Origin of the sequence: Mycolicibacterium chubuense, from assembly GCF_001044255.1 — a bacterium.
GTDB classification, from domain to species: Bacteria; Actinomycetota; Actinomycetes; order Mycobacteriales; family Mycobacteriaceae; genus Mycobacterium; species Mycobacterium chubuense.
Genome location: NZ_JYNX01000074.1, coordinates 1 through 14,735 on the forward strand (window position 1 = coordinate 1; position 14,735 = coordinate 14,735).

Here is a 14,735-nt window from a genome sequence, read left to right on the forward strand (position 1 = left end):
ACCCTCGACCTCGACACACCAGCCCAACGCATGGCCGCCCTCATTAACCAAGCGGCCTAACCGTTGTCATGACCACTTGACTTTGAGCGCGATTTCACAGCCGGGAATGCTATTCCGCGGCAAAGTCAGCCGGGCAGTGAGTTGCTCAGGCGTTCCGCGGCGGCCAGGTAGTCCTCGATGAACTCGCGCACCACCTCGCGGGCGGGCTTCACCTTGTTCATCAGCCCGACGCCCTGCCCGACGAAGTAGGTGGCCAGCGCCTGCGCGCCCTCGTGGCCCTGCGAGGCCAGCACGTCGATGCGGCGGATCACCGGCTCGCACAACATCGACTGCAGCGGCAAAGGCAGCGGCTGATGCCCGTCGGCGCTGGGCTGCCAGGCATCGGTCCACTCCGACTTCAGCTGCCGCGACGGCTTGCCCGTGCGGCCCGCTGAGCGCACGGTGTCCCGCGACGACGCCACCAGCATCTTGGCGACCGTGTGCGGCGCGGTCTCGGCCTCCTCGGTGGTCAGCCACACCGATCCGGTCCACGCCCCGGCCGCACCCATCGCGACCATGCCCGCCATCTGCCGGCCCGTCACGATGCCGCCGGCCGCCAGCACGGGTGTCGAGCCGCCGACAGCCGCCACAGCTTCCAATACCTCGGGCACCACCACCAGCGTGCTGACCTCACCGCAGTGCCCGCCGGCCTCCGTGCCCTGGGCGACGATCAGGTCGACGCCCGCGGCGACCTGCTTGACCGCGTGCTCCTTGGCCCCGACCAGCGCCGCAACCGGGATGCCGCGCTCCTTGCCCGCCTCGATCATGTAGTCCGGCGGCACCCCGAGCGCATTGGCGATCAGCTTGACCGGGTGCGTCAGCGCGACGTCGAGCAGCTCGCGTCCGGTGTTGCCCGACAGCGACGAGCCGCCGAGCCGGCGTTGCGGCTCGGGCTCGATGTCGTGGGCCCGCAGCAGGTCGTCCACCAGGTCGCGGTAGCTCTGCGGGATCCGGGCGGCCAGGTCGGAGCCGGAGAGCTTCTCGCCCTTGCCCTCGAACTTCGCCGGGACGATGAGATCCACGCCGTAGGGCTTGCCGGCCACGGCGTCGTCGATCCAGGCCAGCTCCCGGTCCAACTGCTCGGGGCTGTACGCGGTCGCCCCGAGCACGCCGAAGCCGCCGGCGTTGGTCACCGCGGCCACCACATCCCGGCAGTGGCTGAACGCGAAGAGCGGAAAGTCGATCCCGAATTGGTCGCACAACGCTGAGCTCATCAGCCCAGTATCGCTTGACGGGTGTCAAGAAGGCTAGAGGCCTACCCGCGCAGTGGCGCGGTCGCGAACTCGGTCAGCCCGTCGGCCGGATCGATCACGGCGCGGAAGCCGAGCACCCGTTCCGCCTTCGCCGGGTCGGCGACGATGTGCCGGACGTCGCCGCTGCGGTACTGGCCGGTGACCACCGGCGCGACGTCCCCGCGCGCCTCACACAGTTCGGTGGCCACGTCGAGGATCGACACCGGCCGACCCGAGCACACGTTGAACGCGTCGAACCCGTCGAGGCCCGCCTCCACGGCCGCGACGTTCGCCGCGGCGATGTCGTCGACGTGCACGAAGTCGCGCATCTGCCCGCCGTCCTCGAAAACCCTTGGCACGTCGCCTGCTTCGAGTGCCGACCGGAAGATCGCGGCCACCCCGGAGTACGGGGTGTCGCGCGGCATGCCGGGGCCGTACACGTTGTGGTAGCGCAGCGGGACCACTGAACCGCCCGTCGACTCGCTCCACGCCAGCGCGTAGTGCTCCTGAGCGACCTTGCTGGCGGCGTACAGGCTGCGCGGGCGCAGCGCGGCGTCCTCACCGACCAGCGCCCAGTCCACCCGCTCCCCGCCCACCGGGCAGAGATGGTCGAACACCCCGGCGTCGAGGTCCTCGCGCCGCCGCGGCAGCGGGTCCACGTCCCCGTGCTCGGGGCACACGAAGCGGCCCTGCCCGTAGACCACCATCGACGACGCCAGCACGAGGCGTTGGCATCCGGCGGCGAACATCTCCGCCAGCAGCACCGCGGTGCCGAGGTCGTTGTGCGACGCGTACGACGGCGCATCCGCGGCGTTCACCCCGGCACCCACCACCGCGGCCTGATGACACACCACGTCGACACCCTCGAGCGCCGCGGCCACCGCGGCGGCGTCCCGCACGTCCACGCGCGTCACGTCGGCGGGCAGGTCGGCGTCCTCCCCGTGCGCGGCGGGCAGCATCGCGTCGACGGCGACGACGTCGTGTCCGGCGTCGGCGAGCCGGGCCCGGATCCGGGTGCCGATGAAGCCGGCGGCGCCGGTCAGCAGCACCCTCATGGCAGGTCGAACGGCAGCTCGACGCCGTTGTGGGGGAGGCAGTGGGTGCAGGTCCGCTCGGAGTCGACGTTCTCGATCGCCTCGTGCACGAGCTGCTTGAACGGCACCATGTTGCGCTCGAACTCGGCGAACACGTCCACCGCCCGCACGCCCTGTCCGGACTCGATCCCCGCGTCCAGATCGGTGACCAAAGCGATTGCGGCGTAACACATCTCGAGTTCCCGCGCGAGGACCGCCTCCGGGTATCCGGTCATGTTGACCAGCCGGAAACCCTGATCGGCGAACCATCTGCTCTCGGCGCGCGTCGAGAACCGCGGGCCCTGGATCACCACCATCGCCCCGCCGTCGACGACACCGGGCAACCCCGTCACCGCGTCGCGCAGCGTCGGGCAGTAGGGGTCGGCGAATCCAACGTGGATGCCGCCCGAATCGAAGTACGTGTCCGCGCGCGCCGATGTCCGGTCGACGAGCTGGTCGGGCACCACCATCGCGCCCGGGCCGAGCGCAGGGTCGAGACTGCCGACCGCGCAGGGACCGAAGATGCGGCGCACCCCCAGCGCGCGCAGCGCCCACATGTTGGCGCGGTACGGCACGGTGTGCGGCGAGAATTCGTGGTTGACGCCGTGCCTGGGCAGGAACGCGACCTCGTGCCGACCGACCGTGCCGACGGTGATGGCCGCACTCGGCGCGCCGTAGGGGGTGTCCAGGCTGACGCTCCTGGCATCGGATCCGAAGAACGAATAGAACCCGCTGCCGCCGATCACTCCCAGCACAAACCCGCTCCTCACGTCTCCGACACTGCGCCCCATTGTGGAGCATGGGTCCGAGCCGCCGTCCATGACGTTGCTGTGACGTCCCGGCGTGGGCCGGCGGGACGAGGGGCGCAACGATGCAGGCTGACCGCAACGCTATGCGGCCGCACATGTCGAGACCCCGGACCTGGTTCGCTCTCCTCGTCGGCCTCGCCGGCGTCGCGAGCGCCCTCGCCCTCCCGTTCGCCCCCGTCGTCGCGGAGACGACGACCCTCACCTGGCCCGCGTCCGGCAGGCCGCCGGTGTCCAGCACCGTCCTGACGGTGCCCTACCGGCCGCAGGAGCTGACGGTGGCGCTACCGTGCCCGGTGTTGCGCGCGGCGACCGACCGTCCCGCGGCGGTGACGGTGCTCAGCACGGGCGACGGCGGGCTTACGGTGACCGGCGGCCGCACCGGGGTGCTGCTGCGCGCGGGTGACCGGACGGAGGAGCTGCCGGTTCCCGCGGCACCGGCGGACTGCCGGATCAGCATCGAGGCGGGACCCTCGGGAATCTCGGTGCTGCAGGCCGACGGACGTGTCACCTACCTCGCCGACCAGCCCCTGCCTGAGATGTTCGAGCTGCGCACCGACCTCGACCCGACCCGCGCGCTGGGACTGTCGGTGACCGCCCTGATCGGGGGCCCGTTCGGCACGACGCCGACGACGGCCAAGACCGTGCTCGTCGGGGTGCAGCTGCTCTGCGCCGCCACGGCCCTCGCGCTGCTGCTGCGGGGCCGTGTCCGGCCCCGGCTGCGGTGGACCCGGCTGTGGTGGATCGACGCGGCGGTGATCACGATTCTGTGCGGGTGGGCCGTCATCGGCCCGCTCGCCGTCGACGACGGCTGGGCCACTACGATCGCCCGCACCGTCGCCGCGACCGGCGACCCCGGCAACTACTACCGCTGGTGGAACGCCGCGGAGGTGCCGTTCGCGTTCAGCCAGGAACTGCTCGCCCCGCTGACCCGAATCAGCCTCGCCCCGCTGTGGCTGCGTGTCCCCAGCACGCTGCTGGCGGTGGCGACGTGGTTCACGCTCAGCCGCGGCGTCCTCGGCGCAGCGCTACCCCGCCACGCCGGCCGGCTGCGGCTGCTGGCCGCCCTGTGCCTGCTGGTGACGTGGCTGCCGTTCAACCTGGGCACGCGTCCGGAGTCCTACGTGGCGCTCGGCGTCACCGCGGCGCTGGCGCTGGCATGGCGGACACGGGGGCCGGCCGGGCTGGGCCTGCTCGCGCTCGTCGTCGCGCTGACCATCCCGATCAGCCCGACCGGCCTGCTGGTCGCCGCCCCGATCCTGGTGTTCGCGGACCGGCTGCGCGCCGCCGCACGGGCATCCAGCCGGCTGCAGTCGGCGACGCTTCTCGCGTTGGTGGGCAGCATCGGCGCCGTCGCGCTCTCGGTGATCTTCGCCGACCAGACCTGGGATGCGCTGGTCACCGCCACCGAGTGGCACAACACCTTCGGGCCGTCGTTGCCGTGGTACGAGGAGCCGACGCGCTACCGCTACCTGTTGCAGGCCGACCAGCAGGGCAGCATGGCCAAGCGGCTGCCGATCCTGGTCACGATCGCGCTGCTGCCGATCGCCGCTGCGACCGCCCTGCTGCGCCGGGACCGCACGGGCGCGTCCGCACTGCGCCTGGCGGCTGTCGTGGTGGTGATGCTGGCCCTGTTCGCGGCCGGGCCGTCGAAGTGGTCGTATCACTTCGGGGCCGGCGCCGGGGTGTTCGCGGCGTTCCTGACTGTGACGACGGTGTTGCTCATGCAGCGGGTCCGCGCCGCCGGTGGACTGCAGGCCGCGGTGGGGGTGGTCGGCTCGGGGCTGCTGGCCGCGGCGGCGGCGCTGGCGTTCGCCGGCCCGGACGCCTGGTGGCTGCCTGTGCTCTACGAAGTCCCGTGGGCGTCGTCGTCGATCAGGCCCGCCGGTGTGCCGCTGGACAACCCGCTGCTGTGGGCTGCCCTCCTCGCGGCGGGTGCGGCCGCGCTCGCCGTCGTCGCGCGGACGCGGCTGCCCGTCCTTCTGGCCGCCGGGCCGGCGGTGCTGACGCTGGTCACGTTCGGCACGGTGGTGGTGCTGCTGCTCGGGTCCTTCACCACTGCTCCGCTGCGGCGATCCGCGGGATCGCTGGCGATGGTCAACCTGCACCGGCTCGCGTCGACGCGGGTGTGCGGACTGGCCGACGACGTCGAGTTGCTGCCCGACGGCGAGGTGTTGGCACCGGCCGAAAGCACCGACGAATCAACAGGTTTCGCCGCCGGGGCCGGATACTTTCCCGGCGCTCCGCCCCCCGATCCACCGGGCACCGGCACGTCGGCCTCCCTGTGGGGCAGCCGGACGCCGGACCCGACGTCCACCGGCACGATCACCACCGAGTGGTTCACGCTGCCGTCGTTGGCGCCGAATTCCGGTGTGGCCCTGTCGGTGTCGGGACGCACCTCGGACGGCAGCGCCCTGAGCCTGGAATTCGGCAGGACCGACGGCAGCACCGTCGCGGTCCTGGGCAGCAGCACCCCGGTCGACCGGCCCGCCGCCGACGAGTTGCCGACGCAACCGCTGTGGCGATCGATCGGTGTCGACGCCGTCGACGTCCCCGCGGGGGCGGACCGGGTCCGGCTGCGCGCGGTGGACGGCCGGACCGACGAGCAGGGCTGGCTGGCGTTCACCGGGCCACGGCTGCGCTCGACGATCCCGCTCACCGCCTTCCTGGCCGCGAACGGTCCCGTGCTGATCAGTTGGCCGCAGGCGTTCCTTTTTCCGTGCGTGCACAACATCGCCGCGGTGGCCGGCGGTCTGGCCCAGACGCCGCGCACGGTGATCGAGTCTCCGCGGCCCTGGTTCACCGACGATCGCAACCCCGCGATCGGCGGGACGTTCGCCGGGCTCGACCAGTTCGCGATGCTCAACGAGATCCCCAGCCGCATCATCGGACATCCCGACCTGGACTGGGGCACGGTGCGTGTCGTCGATACCCGCTTCGAGCGGGACTCCTACGCGCGCAGCACGACTCGCACGACGGTGTGGGGTGTCGGCGCTACTGCTCGTCGTCGTCGACGTGATGGGCAGCGGCGCGCCGCGCCCCGTCGCGGATCTCGAACACATCGGTGGCGAATCCGCCGATGGCGTTGGCGACGTCACGCACCGCCGTCGTGATGATCGAGGTGACCTCGCCGACCGCCGATGCGCCCGCGCCGACGATCTCCTGCACCACGTCCTTGCGGATCTCACCCCTGCTGAGTCGGTCGTCCATGCGCTCAGTCTGCCACGGTGGGCACCTGCAAGACTGACCTCGTGGCGACTTTTGCGCAGTGGGTGGAGGGGGCACGTCCCCGGACGCTGCCCAACGCCATCGCACCGGTGATCGCCGGTACCGGCGCCGCCGCGTGGCTCGACGCGGCGTCGTGGTGGAAGGCGTTGCTGGCGCTGCTCGTCGCGGTCGGGATGATCGTCGGGGTCAACTACGCCAACGACTACTCCGACGGGATCCGCGGCACCGACGACGTACGGGCCGGTCCGCTACGGCTGGTCGGGTCCAAGCTCGCGGCGCCACGCGCGGTGCTGACCGCCGCGGTGGTGAGCCTGGCCGTCGGCGCGGTCGCGGGCCTGGTGCTGGCGTGGTTCTCGGCGCCGTGGCTGATCGCGGTCGGCGCGGTGTGCATCGCCGGCGCGTGGCTGTACACCGGCGGCTCGAAACCGTACGGCTATCTCGGCTTCGGCGAGATCGCGGTGTTCGTGTTCTTCGGTCTGGTCGCGGTGCTCGGCACCCAGTTCACCCAGGCGCTGCGCATCGACTGGGTGGGCGTCGTGCTGGCCGTCGCGATGGGCTGCCTGTCGTCGGCGGTGCTGGTCGCCAACAATCTGCGCGACATCCCGACCGACGCGCAGACCGGCAAGATCACCCTGGCGGTGCGGCTCGGCGACGCCCGCACCCGGGTGCTGTACCAGGCGCTGCTGGTGGTCTGGCTGCTGCTCACGCTGGTCTTGGCGTTGGCCGCGACCCCGGCGTGCGCGGGCGGCTTCATCGCCACGCCGCTGGCCGTCCGCGCCGCCCGGCCGGTGCGCGCCGGGCAGGGCGGCCGCGACCTGATCCCGGTGCTGCGCGACACCGGGCTGACGATGCTGGCCTGGGCCATGCTGGTGGCGGTGGCGTTGGCCTTCGGCTAACGCTGTGTGAGCGCTCTGGCCGCGGAGGTCAGCCGGTCGACCTCGGCCTTGTCCCGCAGGTACGCCATCACCGCGCTGTCGCGGCGCAGCATCAGGGCCACGAAGATGCCCGCGCAGCCGATCCGGCCATCGTCCTGCCGCGCCGTCAGGTTCGCGAGCCGCAGGATCTCCTTCACGCGCTTCGAGAAGGCGGGAGCGTCGACCACGGGGTCCCCGGGCCGGCCCGGGAGGCAGCGTCGCCGCGCCGTGTCGGCCGTCAGGCCGAACGGGGTGAGCAACTCTCGCAGCTCCTGGTCCGCGTGCCGGAGCACCCCGGCCAGCAGATGCTCGCTGGTGACCTCCGCGGCGCTGCCGTCGCGGGCAGCCGCGGTCGCCGCGGCGACCGCCGCACGGCCGTCGTCGCTGAAGTGCGCAGAGACGTCCCCGGCCACATCCGCCAGGATAAGTGGGCACCACCGGGAGTCGTCCCGGTTTGCCCGCCCGATCCCCGTGGTACATAGCGCGGGATGACTGCTGCCCCGGCCCCCCGCCCGATCGACGACGAGGCGCGCGCCGCCCAGCAGATCGTGGCGGCGCTGTCCGAGGCGTTCTCGGCCAAGGTGGTCGGCCAGGAGCACCTGCGGGAATCCCTGCTGATCGGCCTGCTGACCAGCGGACATGTGCTGCTCGAAAGTGTGCCCGGCCTGGCCAAGACCACCGCGGCCCGCGTCATCGCCGAATCCATCGACGGCGAGTTCCGCCGCATCCAGTGCACCCCCGACCTGTTGCCCAGCGACATCATCGGCACCCAGGTCTACGACGCGACGGCGAGCACCGGGGCGACCTTCGTCACACAGCTCGGACCCGTGCACGCCAACGTCGTCCTGCTCGACGAGATCAACCGCTCGAGCGCGAAGACGCAGAGCGCGATGCTCGAGGCGATGGAGGAACGTCAGACCACGATCGCCGGCACCGTCTATCCGATCCCCGAGCCGTTCCTGGTGATCGCGACGCAGAACCCGGTCGACCAGGAAGGCACCTACGCGCTGTCGGAAGCCCAAACCGACCGCTTCCTCATCAAGGAGATCGTCACCTACCCCTCCCCGGAGGAGGAGGTCGAGGTCCTGATCCGCCGGGACACCGGGCTCTACGACCGCAACCACCACACCCGGCCCGTCGCCAGCCTGGAGGACATCCACCGGGTCCAGCGGGTCGTGCGGGACGTCTACCTCAGCCGCGATCTGATGCTCTACGCCAGCCGGCTGGTGGGCGTCACCCGCGACGCCGAGAAATACCTGCCGAACCACGTCGCCCGCCTCGTCGAGTACGGCGCGAGCCCGCGCGCCACGATCGCCCTGTGCACGGCGGCGCGCGCGCTGGCGGTGCTGTCGGGGCGGCACCACGTGCTGCCCGGCGATATCGCCGACCTCGCGCACCGGGTGCTGCAACACCGGCTGATCCTCGGATTCGAGGCCGCCAGCGCCGGGGTCAGCCCCGGCAGGGTGATCGACGCCGCCCTCAACGCGGTGCGGGTGCCCTAGCGGGGTGCGACGGTGGGCAAGTACCTCAACAGGGTCACCTCGCTTTTCGGCCGTGACACCCGCGGCCTGCTCGAAGGCGGCCGGCACGCGCTGCTGCACACGCGCACCCTCGAATTCGACGAGCTGCGCCCGTACGTACCGGGCGACGACGTCCGGGACATCGACTGGAAGGCGTCGGCCCGCTCGGGCAGTGTGCTGATCAAGCGCTTCGTCTCCGAGAAGCACCACAAGGTGCTGCTGGTGGCCGACGCCGGGCGCGACATGACCGCCCGCACCCCCGGCGGGGAACTCAAAAGCGATGTGGCAGGCCAGGTTCTGGGTGCGATCGGGCTGATCACACTGGGCCGCTCCGACGAGATCGGGATGGTGTACGGCGACGCCCGTGGCAGCGTCAACATCCGGCTGCGGCGCGGCGAGACGCACATCGAGAGCATGCTGCACCGATATCACGACAGCGACGCCGACCGCGGTCCCAGCGACATCGTCTGCCAGCTAGAGTACGTGGCGACGCACTACCGGCACGCGCTGCTGATCGTCGTGGTCTCCGACGAACCCGATGTCGACGACCGGCTCGCTGACGTGTTGCGCCGGCTGGCGGCCCGCCACGACGTGATGTGGGCGATGGTGGCCGACCGTCCCGCGGTCGCGGTGGGCCCCGAGGGCGGGTACGACGTGGCGACCGGCCGGCCGGTACTGGGCAGCGCCGCCACCGACGCGAAGGTGATGGCCGCGTACGAGCGTGCCGAGCAACGGCGCCGCCAGCGGCTCCGCCAACTGTTCACCGAACACGCCGTTGCGCATGTGACGATCGCGGCGAGCGGCGAGCTGCGGCGTCGCATCGTCGAATTGGCGGGGGTGTCCTCCCGTGCCGGATGACCTCCTACGGTTCGTCGGCGGTCCGCCGGCGTACTCGATGTGGTGGCTGTGGCTCGGAATCGCGTTGATCCTCGGCGTACTGCTTTGGTACGCAACCCTTTTCGTGGCGACGATGCCGTCAGGACGGCTTCGCGCGCTGCCCGTCGTCCGCGCCCTGCACGCACGGCTGATGCGGTACCGCTTCGTCAGAACCGTCCGCGCGATCGCCCGGCAGCACCGCGGGGGTGAGCTGACCGCCGCGCAGACCGGCGCGGCGCTGAGCCGCACCCTGCGCAGCTTCCTGCACCAGGCGACCGGTCGGCGCGCACAGTACATGCAGCTGAAGGCCATCGCCGCAAGCGATCTCGCCCCCGCGGCACCGGTGCTCGCGGCGCTGGGCGAGGTGCAGTTCGATGCCGCATCCACCGCCGACGTCGACCGGCTCGCCGCCGACACCGAGGACGTGATCCGCTCATGGGCCTGATGTGGTGGGCGGTGCCGGTCGCCGGACTGTGCGCCGCGGCGGTAGCGATCGCCGCGGCGGTGCTGGTGCCCGACAGGCGCAGCGCTCAGCGTCGAGAACCGTTGGCGCACACCGTGCGGCTGACCCGGCTGCCCGAGTACCGCACGGTGGTGCGCCGGCAGACCCGCGCCACGGCGATGGTGGTGCTGTTGCTCGCGCTGCTGTTCGCGACCACGCTCCTGGCCGGCGCCCGGCCCACCGAACCGGTGACCAACGCGGCCGGCCCGCGTGACGACATCATGCTGTGCGTCGGCCAGCCCGCCACCGACCCGGCGACGGGTCGGTTCCTCGGCTACTTCGCCCGGCAGACCCTGACATACGGCACCGAGCGCATCGGGCTCACCTCCGCCGACCGCAGGCTCGTGCCGCTGACCCGCGACTACCAGTTCGCCGCGGGACGATTCGGCGAGTACGCGCAGGCGGGTCGGGTACCGAATCCGCCTCGCCTCGAATCGTTCACCAGTGCAGTCGAATACGCCGACTACGCACCGAGCGTCGCCGACGTGCTGGCGCTGTGCCTCACCGGCTTCCCCGGTTTCGAGAACCCCGGCGACGAGCGCCGGTCGGTGATCTACCTCGGTCCGGGTGCACTGCGGGCACCCGACGACAGCAGGCCGTCACTGTTCACCGATGCACAGGTCATCGAGATGGCCCGGCGCGGCGCGATACAGATCAACGCGGTCGCCACACCCGGGCACCAGACCGACACGTTGGCCACCATGGCGAGCTCGACCGGGGGTACCTTCGTCCGGTTCGATCCGGCGACCCTGGACACCCGACTCGACGCGATCCGGGCCCACACCCCGGGCGACGACGATCAGCGGCGCGACTCCCCCGTCGTGGTCCTCATCGTCGCGTTGGCGCTGACGGGCCTGCTCGCCGTGTCCCTGATGGCGGTGCGGCGATGACCTTCGATCCCGTGCTGCCGCCCGCGGTGCTCGCCGCCGTCGCCGCGGTCCTCGTCGTCCTACGGGTGTTGTCGCTGCGGCCGGCCGCTGCGGCCGGCCGTCCCGCGCTGCTGCGCTGGACCGGCATGACGGTGGCGCTGGCGCTGATTCTGGTCGCGGCGGCGCGCCCGGGCGGTGCAGCCGAGGCGCGCGCTGAGGCCCCGACGTCGTCGCGCGGAGGCGACAACGTCTTCTTCGTGGTGGACCGTTCCGAGGATTCGGCCGTGGACGACTTCGGTGGCCGCCCGCGGATGGCCGGCATCCGCGACGACATCGACGCGCTGATCGACGCCCACCCCGGCGCCCGGTTCGCGGTGATCTCGTTCGCCTCGCGGCCGGCGGTCGACTGGCCGTTGTCCGGCGACGCGTGGAGTCTGCGTCCCGTCGTCGAGGCACTCAACCCGTATCCGGGCGTCACCGCCGATCAGGTCAACGCCGCGGCTGCCGCGACCGTGCTGCGCTACCAGATGATCTCGGCCGGTCAGCAGTATCCGGGCGCGGACAACCTCGTCTACTACTTCGGCTCCGGGGCGCCGCGATCCACCGTCCCCCAGGGCGAATTCGACATCGACGCGGTCGATGGCGGCGACGTGTTCGGCTACGCCGCCGACGGCGCCGGAGATCAGCGCCTGCGCGAGGTCGCCGACCAGCTCGGCGTTCCCTTCGTCACTCGCCGCCCCGGCGAGGCCGTACCGACCGGCACGCAGTCGACGTCCTCCGCGCCGATCGTGGACCCGGCCGGTGAGCGACGCGACGAGTTCTACTGGCTGCTGACGCTGGTCGCCTCGGCGCTGCTGCTCGTCGAGATCGCGCTGTCGGTGCGCGACCTGAGACGGGCCCGCTCGACGGCGCGGGAGATGACGCGGGAGACGTCGAGGTGACCCCGTCCCGACTGCGGCTGCGACGCCGCCTGCTCGTGCTGTCGACGCCGCCGGCTGTGGTGGCGCTCGTGGTGGCGGTCAAGATGATCTCGGTGGTCGTCGCCGGCCACAACGCCCAGCAGCATTACGACGACAGAGCCATCGCCGACCTCCGCGACGACGTGTCGATACTGCGCACGCTCGACGTGATCCAGCCCGCCACCACTGACTTCGCCGCCGGCGCGCTGGCGGTGCTCGAGGACCGGCTGGACACGGCGGACGCGGAGTTCACGCAGTCGCTGGCCGGCACCGCGACGGACCGGTCGTGCCCGGTGCGGGTGAACCTCGAACTCGTGCGCGAACGGCAAGGCGACATCGCGGCGTGGGAGGCCCGACTGGACGACGCCCGCGACCGGTACGGCAGCGCGCTGACCGTCATCGACGACGCGCCACCGGCATGCTTCTCCGGCAACGACGATCCCGATCCCGATCGGCGTGCGGTCCGGGCCGACGCCGCCGCGCGCATCGCGGCCAAGCTGCGCACGCTGGGCACCGTCGCGCCGGTCGCGCCTCCGCCTCCCCCGCCACCGGCGAATGCGACGCCGTCAGCGCCCATCGTGGCGGCGCCGGAGTCGGAGCCGCCGCAGACGCGTCGCCTCGAGCCGGCCCAGGGCGATCCCCTCGAAGCGCTGCGGCGGCTCCTGAGAGACGCGGCCACGGGTTAACCCGGGGTCGCGCCGGTCCAGTACTCGACGATGCGACCGTCGGCCACCCGCACGATGTCGTTGCCGGTGAAGCGGGCCGGGCCCCGCTTGGTCGACCCGGTGCTGATCCACCGGGCCGCCATCAGGTCGCCGTCGCCGAACGGCCCGACGTCGACGACGAACATCAGTTCGCGCAATTCCCTGCGGGTGTCGTCGACGAGCGCCTGCAGTTCGTCGGGGCCGTGGATGTCGCGGGTGGGCCAGTGCCCGACGAAATCGGCGGACACCAGTTCCCGGGCGATGGGTTCGCCCGCCCACAACTCGTTGATCCACCGCAGATAGAGCGCCCGATGTCCCTCCGAGCCGCGGGTGGCCGTGCGTCCGTGCCGCGTGACGAGCTCGTGCTGGCGCATGTGACGCCGGTTACCCAATGGGCCGTCGGACTACGCACCCAAAAAAGTTTGCTGCTGAGCGGCGGGTCAGGCGTCGTCCCGATCACGGCCGGGACCAGCGGTGGTGTCGGGTGTGCTGTCGCCACGCAGCCGAGCCTGCAGGTGCGCACGTTCCGCGCGACGGCGTTCGTCGAACAGCGCGATGCTCTCGGTCGCCCGCCTGCGCAGCGGAGCGAACACCCAGATGCCGAGCGGGAAGGCGATCACGATCGCGAAGAGCAGTGCCACCGCGATCGGGAACTCGCGCAACCCGATCAGATGGCCGACTCCGAGGATGACGGCGGCGACCACGGCGACGAGCACCAGACGCGCCACGACATAGGCCGCAACGTCGAAGAAGAGGCGAGAACCGGTGCGTTCGTCAGACACGATCCGAGCCTACCGAGGGCGCGTATATTGACAGGAAGGAGGTTTCGAGTGGCGTATCTGCTCCTGATTCTCGTCTTGGCCGCACTGGTCTACGTCGGCTGGCGGGTGACCCGGATGACCGCGAATCGCACGCGCACCCGGGTGATCGGACCGGACGACGATCCGGATTTCCTGCGGCGTATCACACCGCGCGACGACAAACCGCGGTCCTGAGCCGCTATCCGGCGACGGTGTCGCCGGCTGGGCGCGCGCCCGGAAAGCCTTGTGCCACCGTGGCCGCCAACTCCAGCAGCGCATCGGTGGTCTCCGGCCGTAACCGGTCCAGGCTGATCTCCGCGCCCTCCTCCAGATGCGGGTCGAACGGCACCTGACACACCGCCCGGCAGCGACGCGCGAAGTGGTCGACGACCTTGTTCAGGTCGACCTTGGTGACGCCGCGGCGCGCCCGCGGGCGCACGCCGTTGATGACCGCGATCGAGTTGCGCACCAGATCTTCTCGGCCGTGCGCGTCGAGCCAGTCCAGCGTCGCCGACGCGCTGCGCGCTCCGTCCACCGAACCCGAGCTGATCACCACCAGCGCATCGGCCTTGTCGAGCACCGCAGACATCGCCGAATGCAGCATGCCGGTGCCACAGTCGGTGAGCACGAGGCTGTAGAACCGCTCGAGCACATCGAGCGTGCGGGCGTAGTCCTCGGCGCTGAACGCCACCGACACCGCGGGGTCACTCTCGGAGGCGAGCACCTCCAACCGGCTGGCACCCTGCGAGGTGTATTGGCGGACATCGCTGTACGCCGCGATGCCCTCGGCGTCGCGCAGCAGGTGCCGCACCGTCGCGGCCGTCTCCAGCGGCACCTTCTGGCTCAGCGTGCCGCGGTCGGGGTTGGCGTCGACGGCGACCACGCGGTCACCGCGGGTGCTCGCGAACGTCGCGCCGAGCGTCGCGGTGATCGTGGTCTTTCCGACCCCGCCCTTCTGCGAGAGCATCGCGATCCGGTAGCAGCCGCGCAGCGGGCGCTGCACCTGGGCGACCAGCCGGTCGTGCCGTACCGCTCGCGGATCCTCCCCGACGTCGACCAGCCGGCCGGTCCCCCAGTAAAGCCACTTGCGCCAGCCGGCCGACGGACCCCGGCGCGCCCTGCCGAGTAGCGCCACCGTCGACAGGTCCAGGTAGGGCGGCGGATCGGGCGCACCCGGATCCACGGCGGGGGCGCGGGCGCGAACGCCAGCACC

At 71.6% G+C, this 14,735-nt stretch carries 16 protein-coding genes and 1 pseudogene; 9 read left to right on the forward strand and 8 right to left on the reverse strand.

Annotation, left to right across the window (positions count from 1 at the left end):
• Window positions 1-125: 125 nt before the first annotated feature.
• Genes MCHUDSM44219_RS25570 through MCHUDSM44219_RS25580 form a run of 3 tightly spaced genes read right to left on the reverse strand, consistent with a single transcriptional unit; the run spans window position 126 to window position 3,099 of the window.
• The gene (locus MCHUDSM44219_RS25570) at window positions 126-1,253 is read right to left on the reverse strand and encodes an NAD(P)H-dependent flavin oxidoreductase (RefSeq protein WP_048421083.1); all 1,128 of its coding nucleotides are present in this window, start codon (window positions 1,251-1,253) and stop codon (window positions 126-128) included.
• A 41-nt stretch (window positions 1,254-1,294) separates the two neighbouring features.
• Entirely contained in the window at window positions 1,295-2,326 is a 1,032-nt protein-coding gene (locus MCHUDSM44219_RS25575) for an NAD-dependent epimerase/dehydratase family protein (protein WP_048421084.1), read from the reverse strand.
• Window positions 2,323-3,099, reverse strand: coding sequence for an S-methyl-5'-thioadenosine phosphorylase (locus MCHUDSM44219_RS25580; protein ID WP_048421085.1), 777 nt, complete (start codon window positions 3,097-3,099; stop codon window positions 2,323-2,325). Before MCHUDSM44219_RS25580 ends, MCHUDSM44219_RS25575 begins: the two co-directional genes overlap by 4 nt.
• Window positions 3,100-3,689: 590 nt before the next feature.
• Here MCHUDSM44219_RS25580 and MCHUDSM44219_RS25585 point away from each other — a divergent pair.
• Window positions 3,690-6,128 (forward strand): annotated as a pseudogene (locus MCHUDSM44219_RS25585) (arabinosyltransferase domain-containing protein); the annotation flags it as partial.
• A gap of 16 nt (window positions 6,129-6,144) precedes the next feature.
• Here the strand turns inward: MCHUDSM44219_RS25585 and MCHUDSM44219_RS31400 are convergent.
• Window positions 6,145-6,360, reverse strand: a complete 216-nt coding sequence (locus tag MCHUDSM44219_RS31400) for a hypothetical protein (RefSeq protein ID WP_048470585.1) — start codon at window positions 6,358-6,360, stop codon at window positions 6,145-6,147.
• Window positions 6,361-6,401: 41 nt separating this feature from the next.
• Here MCHUDSM44219_RS31400 and MCHUDSM44219_RS25590 point away from each other — a divergent pair, with 41 nt between their 5' ends.
• Window positions 6,402-7,274, forward strand: coding sequence for a 1,4-dihydroxy-2-naphthoate polyprenyltransferase (locus MCHUDSM44219_RS25590; protein WP_048421094.1), 873 nt, complete (start codon window positions 6,402-6,404; stop codon window positions 7,272-7,274).
• On the opposite strand, the gene MCHUDSM44219_RS28575 is transcribed toward MCHUDSM44219_RS25590, so the two are convergent.
• The gene (locus tag MCHUDSM44219_RS28575) at window positions 7,271-7,705 is read right to left on the reverse strand and encodes a Clp protease N-terminal domain-containing protein (RefSeq protein ID WP_053081385.1); all 435 of its coding nucleotides are present in this window, start codon (window positions 7,703-7,705) and stop codon (window positions 7,271-7,273) included. The genes MCHUDSM44219_RS25590 and MCHUDSM44219_RS28575 overlap by 4 nt on opposite strands.
• A 75-nt stretch (window positions 7,706-7,780) precedes the next feature.
• Between MCHUDSM44219_RS28575 and MCHUDSM44219_RS25600 the strand changes: the two genes are divergently transcribed.
• The 6 genes from MCHUDSM44219_RS25600 to MCHUDSM44219_RS25625 are packed head-to-tail and all read left to right on the forward strand — an operon-like array spanning window position 7,781 to window position 12,704.
• Complete coding sequence (locus MCHUDSM44219_RS25600; protein ID WP_048421086.1) at window positions 7,781-8,794, forward strand: AAA family ATPase; 1,014 nt, start codon at window positions 7,781-7,783, stop codon at window positions 8,792-8,794.
• A gap of 12 nt (window positions 8,795-8,806) precedes the next feature.
• Window positions 8,807-9,670 carry a DUF58 domain-containing protein gene (locus MCHUDSM44219_RS25605; protein WP_048421087.1) on the forward strand — a complete coding sequence of 288 codons (864 nt, stop codon included), beginning with the start codon at window positions 8,807-8,809 and terminating at the stop codon, window positions 9,668-9,670.
• Entirely contained in the window at window positions 9,660-10,133 is a 474-nt protein-coding gene (locus MCHUDSM44219_RS25610; protein WP_048421088.1) for a hypothetical protein, read from the forward strand. Before MCHUDSM44219_RS25605 ends, MCHUDSM44219_RS25610 begins: the two co-directional genes overlap by 11 nt.
• Window positions 10,124-11,080: a hypothetical protein gene (locus MCHUDSM44219_RS25615; RefSeq protein WP_048421089.1), complete on the forward strand. Its 957-nt coding sequence runs from the start codon at window positions 10,124-10,126 to the stop codon at window positions 11,078-11,080. Before MCHUDSM44219_RS25610 ends, MCHUDSM44219_RS25615 begins: the two co-directional genes overlap by 10 nt.
• Window positions 11,077-12,000: a vWA domain-containing protein gene (locus MCHUDSM44219_RS25620; protein ID WP_048421090.1), complete on the forward strand. Its 924-nt coding sequence runs from the start codon at window positions 11,077-11,079 to the stop codon at window positions 11,998-12,000. The genes MCHUDSM44219_RS25615 and MCHUDSM44219_RS25620 overlap by 4 nt, the downstream gene beginning before the upstream one ends.
• Complete coding sequence (locus MCHUDSM44219_RS25625; protein ID WP_053081387.1) at window positions 11,997-12,704, forward strand: hypothetical protein; 708 nt, start codon at window positions 11,997-11,999, stop codon at window positions 12,702-12,704. Before MCHUDSM44219_RS25620 ends, MCHUDSM44219_RS25625 begins: the two co-directional genes overlap by 4 nt.
• On the opposite strand, the gene MCHUDSM44219_RS25630 is transcribed toward MCHUDSM44219_RS25625, so the two are convergent.
• Together MCHUDSM44219_RS25630 and MCHUDSM44219_RS25635 are read right to left on the reverse strand one after the other, a co-directional pair.
• Window positions 12,701-13,096 carry a nuclear transport factor 2 family protein gene (locus MCHUDSM44219_RS25630; protein WP_082162399.1) on the reverse strand — a complete coding sequence of 132 codons (396 nt, stop codon included), beginning with the start codon at window positions 13,094-13,096 and terminating at the stop codon, window positions 12,701-12,703. The two genes, MCHUDSM44219_RS25625 and MCHUDSM44219_RS25630, sit on opposite strands and share 4 nt — an antisense overlap.
• 66 nt (window positions 13,097-13,162) lie before the next feature.
• Complete coding sequence (locus tag MCHUDSM44219_RS25635; protein ID WP_048421092.1) at window positions 13,163-13,504, reverse strand: DUF4229 domain-containing protein; 342 nt, start codon at window positions 13,502-13,504, stop codon at window positions 13,163-13,165.
• Between the two features lie 48 nt (window positions 13,505-13,552).
• Between MCHUDSM44219_RS25635 and MCHUDSM44219_RS30410 the strand changes: the two genes are divergently transcribed.
• Window positions 13,553-13,717: a hypothetical protein gene (locus MCHUDSM44219_RS30410; protein WP_109777979.1), complete on the forward strand. Its 165-nt coding sequence runs from the start codon at window positions 13,553-13,555 to the stop codon at window positions 13,715-13,717.
• Window positions 13,718-13,721: 4 nt separating this feature from the next.
• Here MCHUDSM44219_RS30410 and MCHUDSM44219_RS25640 read toward each other — a convergent pair whose 3' ends face one another.
• On the reverse strand, window positions 13,722-14,705 hold the full coding sequence (locus MCHUDSM44219_RS25640; RefSeq protein WP_082162400.1) for a MinD/ParA family ATP-binding protein: 984 nt from the start codon (window positions 14,703-14,705) through the stop codon (window positions 13,722-13,724).
• Window positions 14,706-14,735 lie beyond the last annotated feature (30 nt).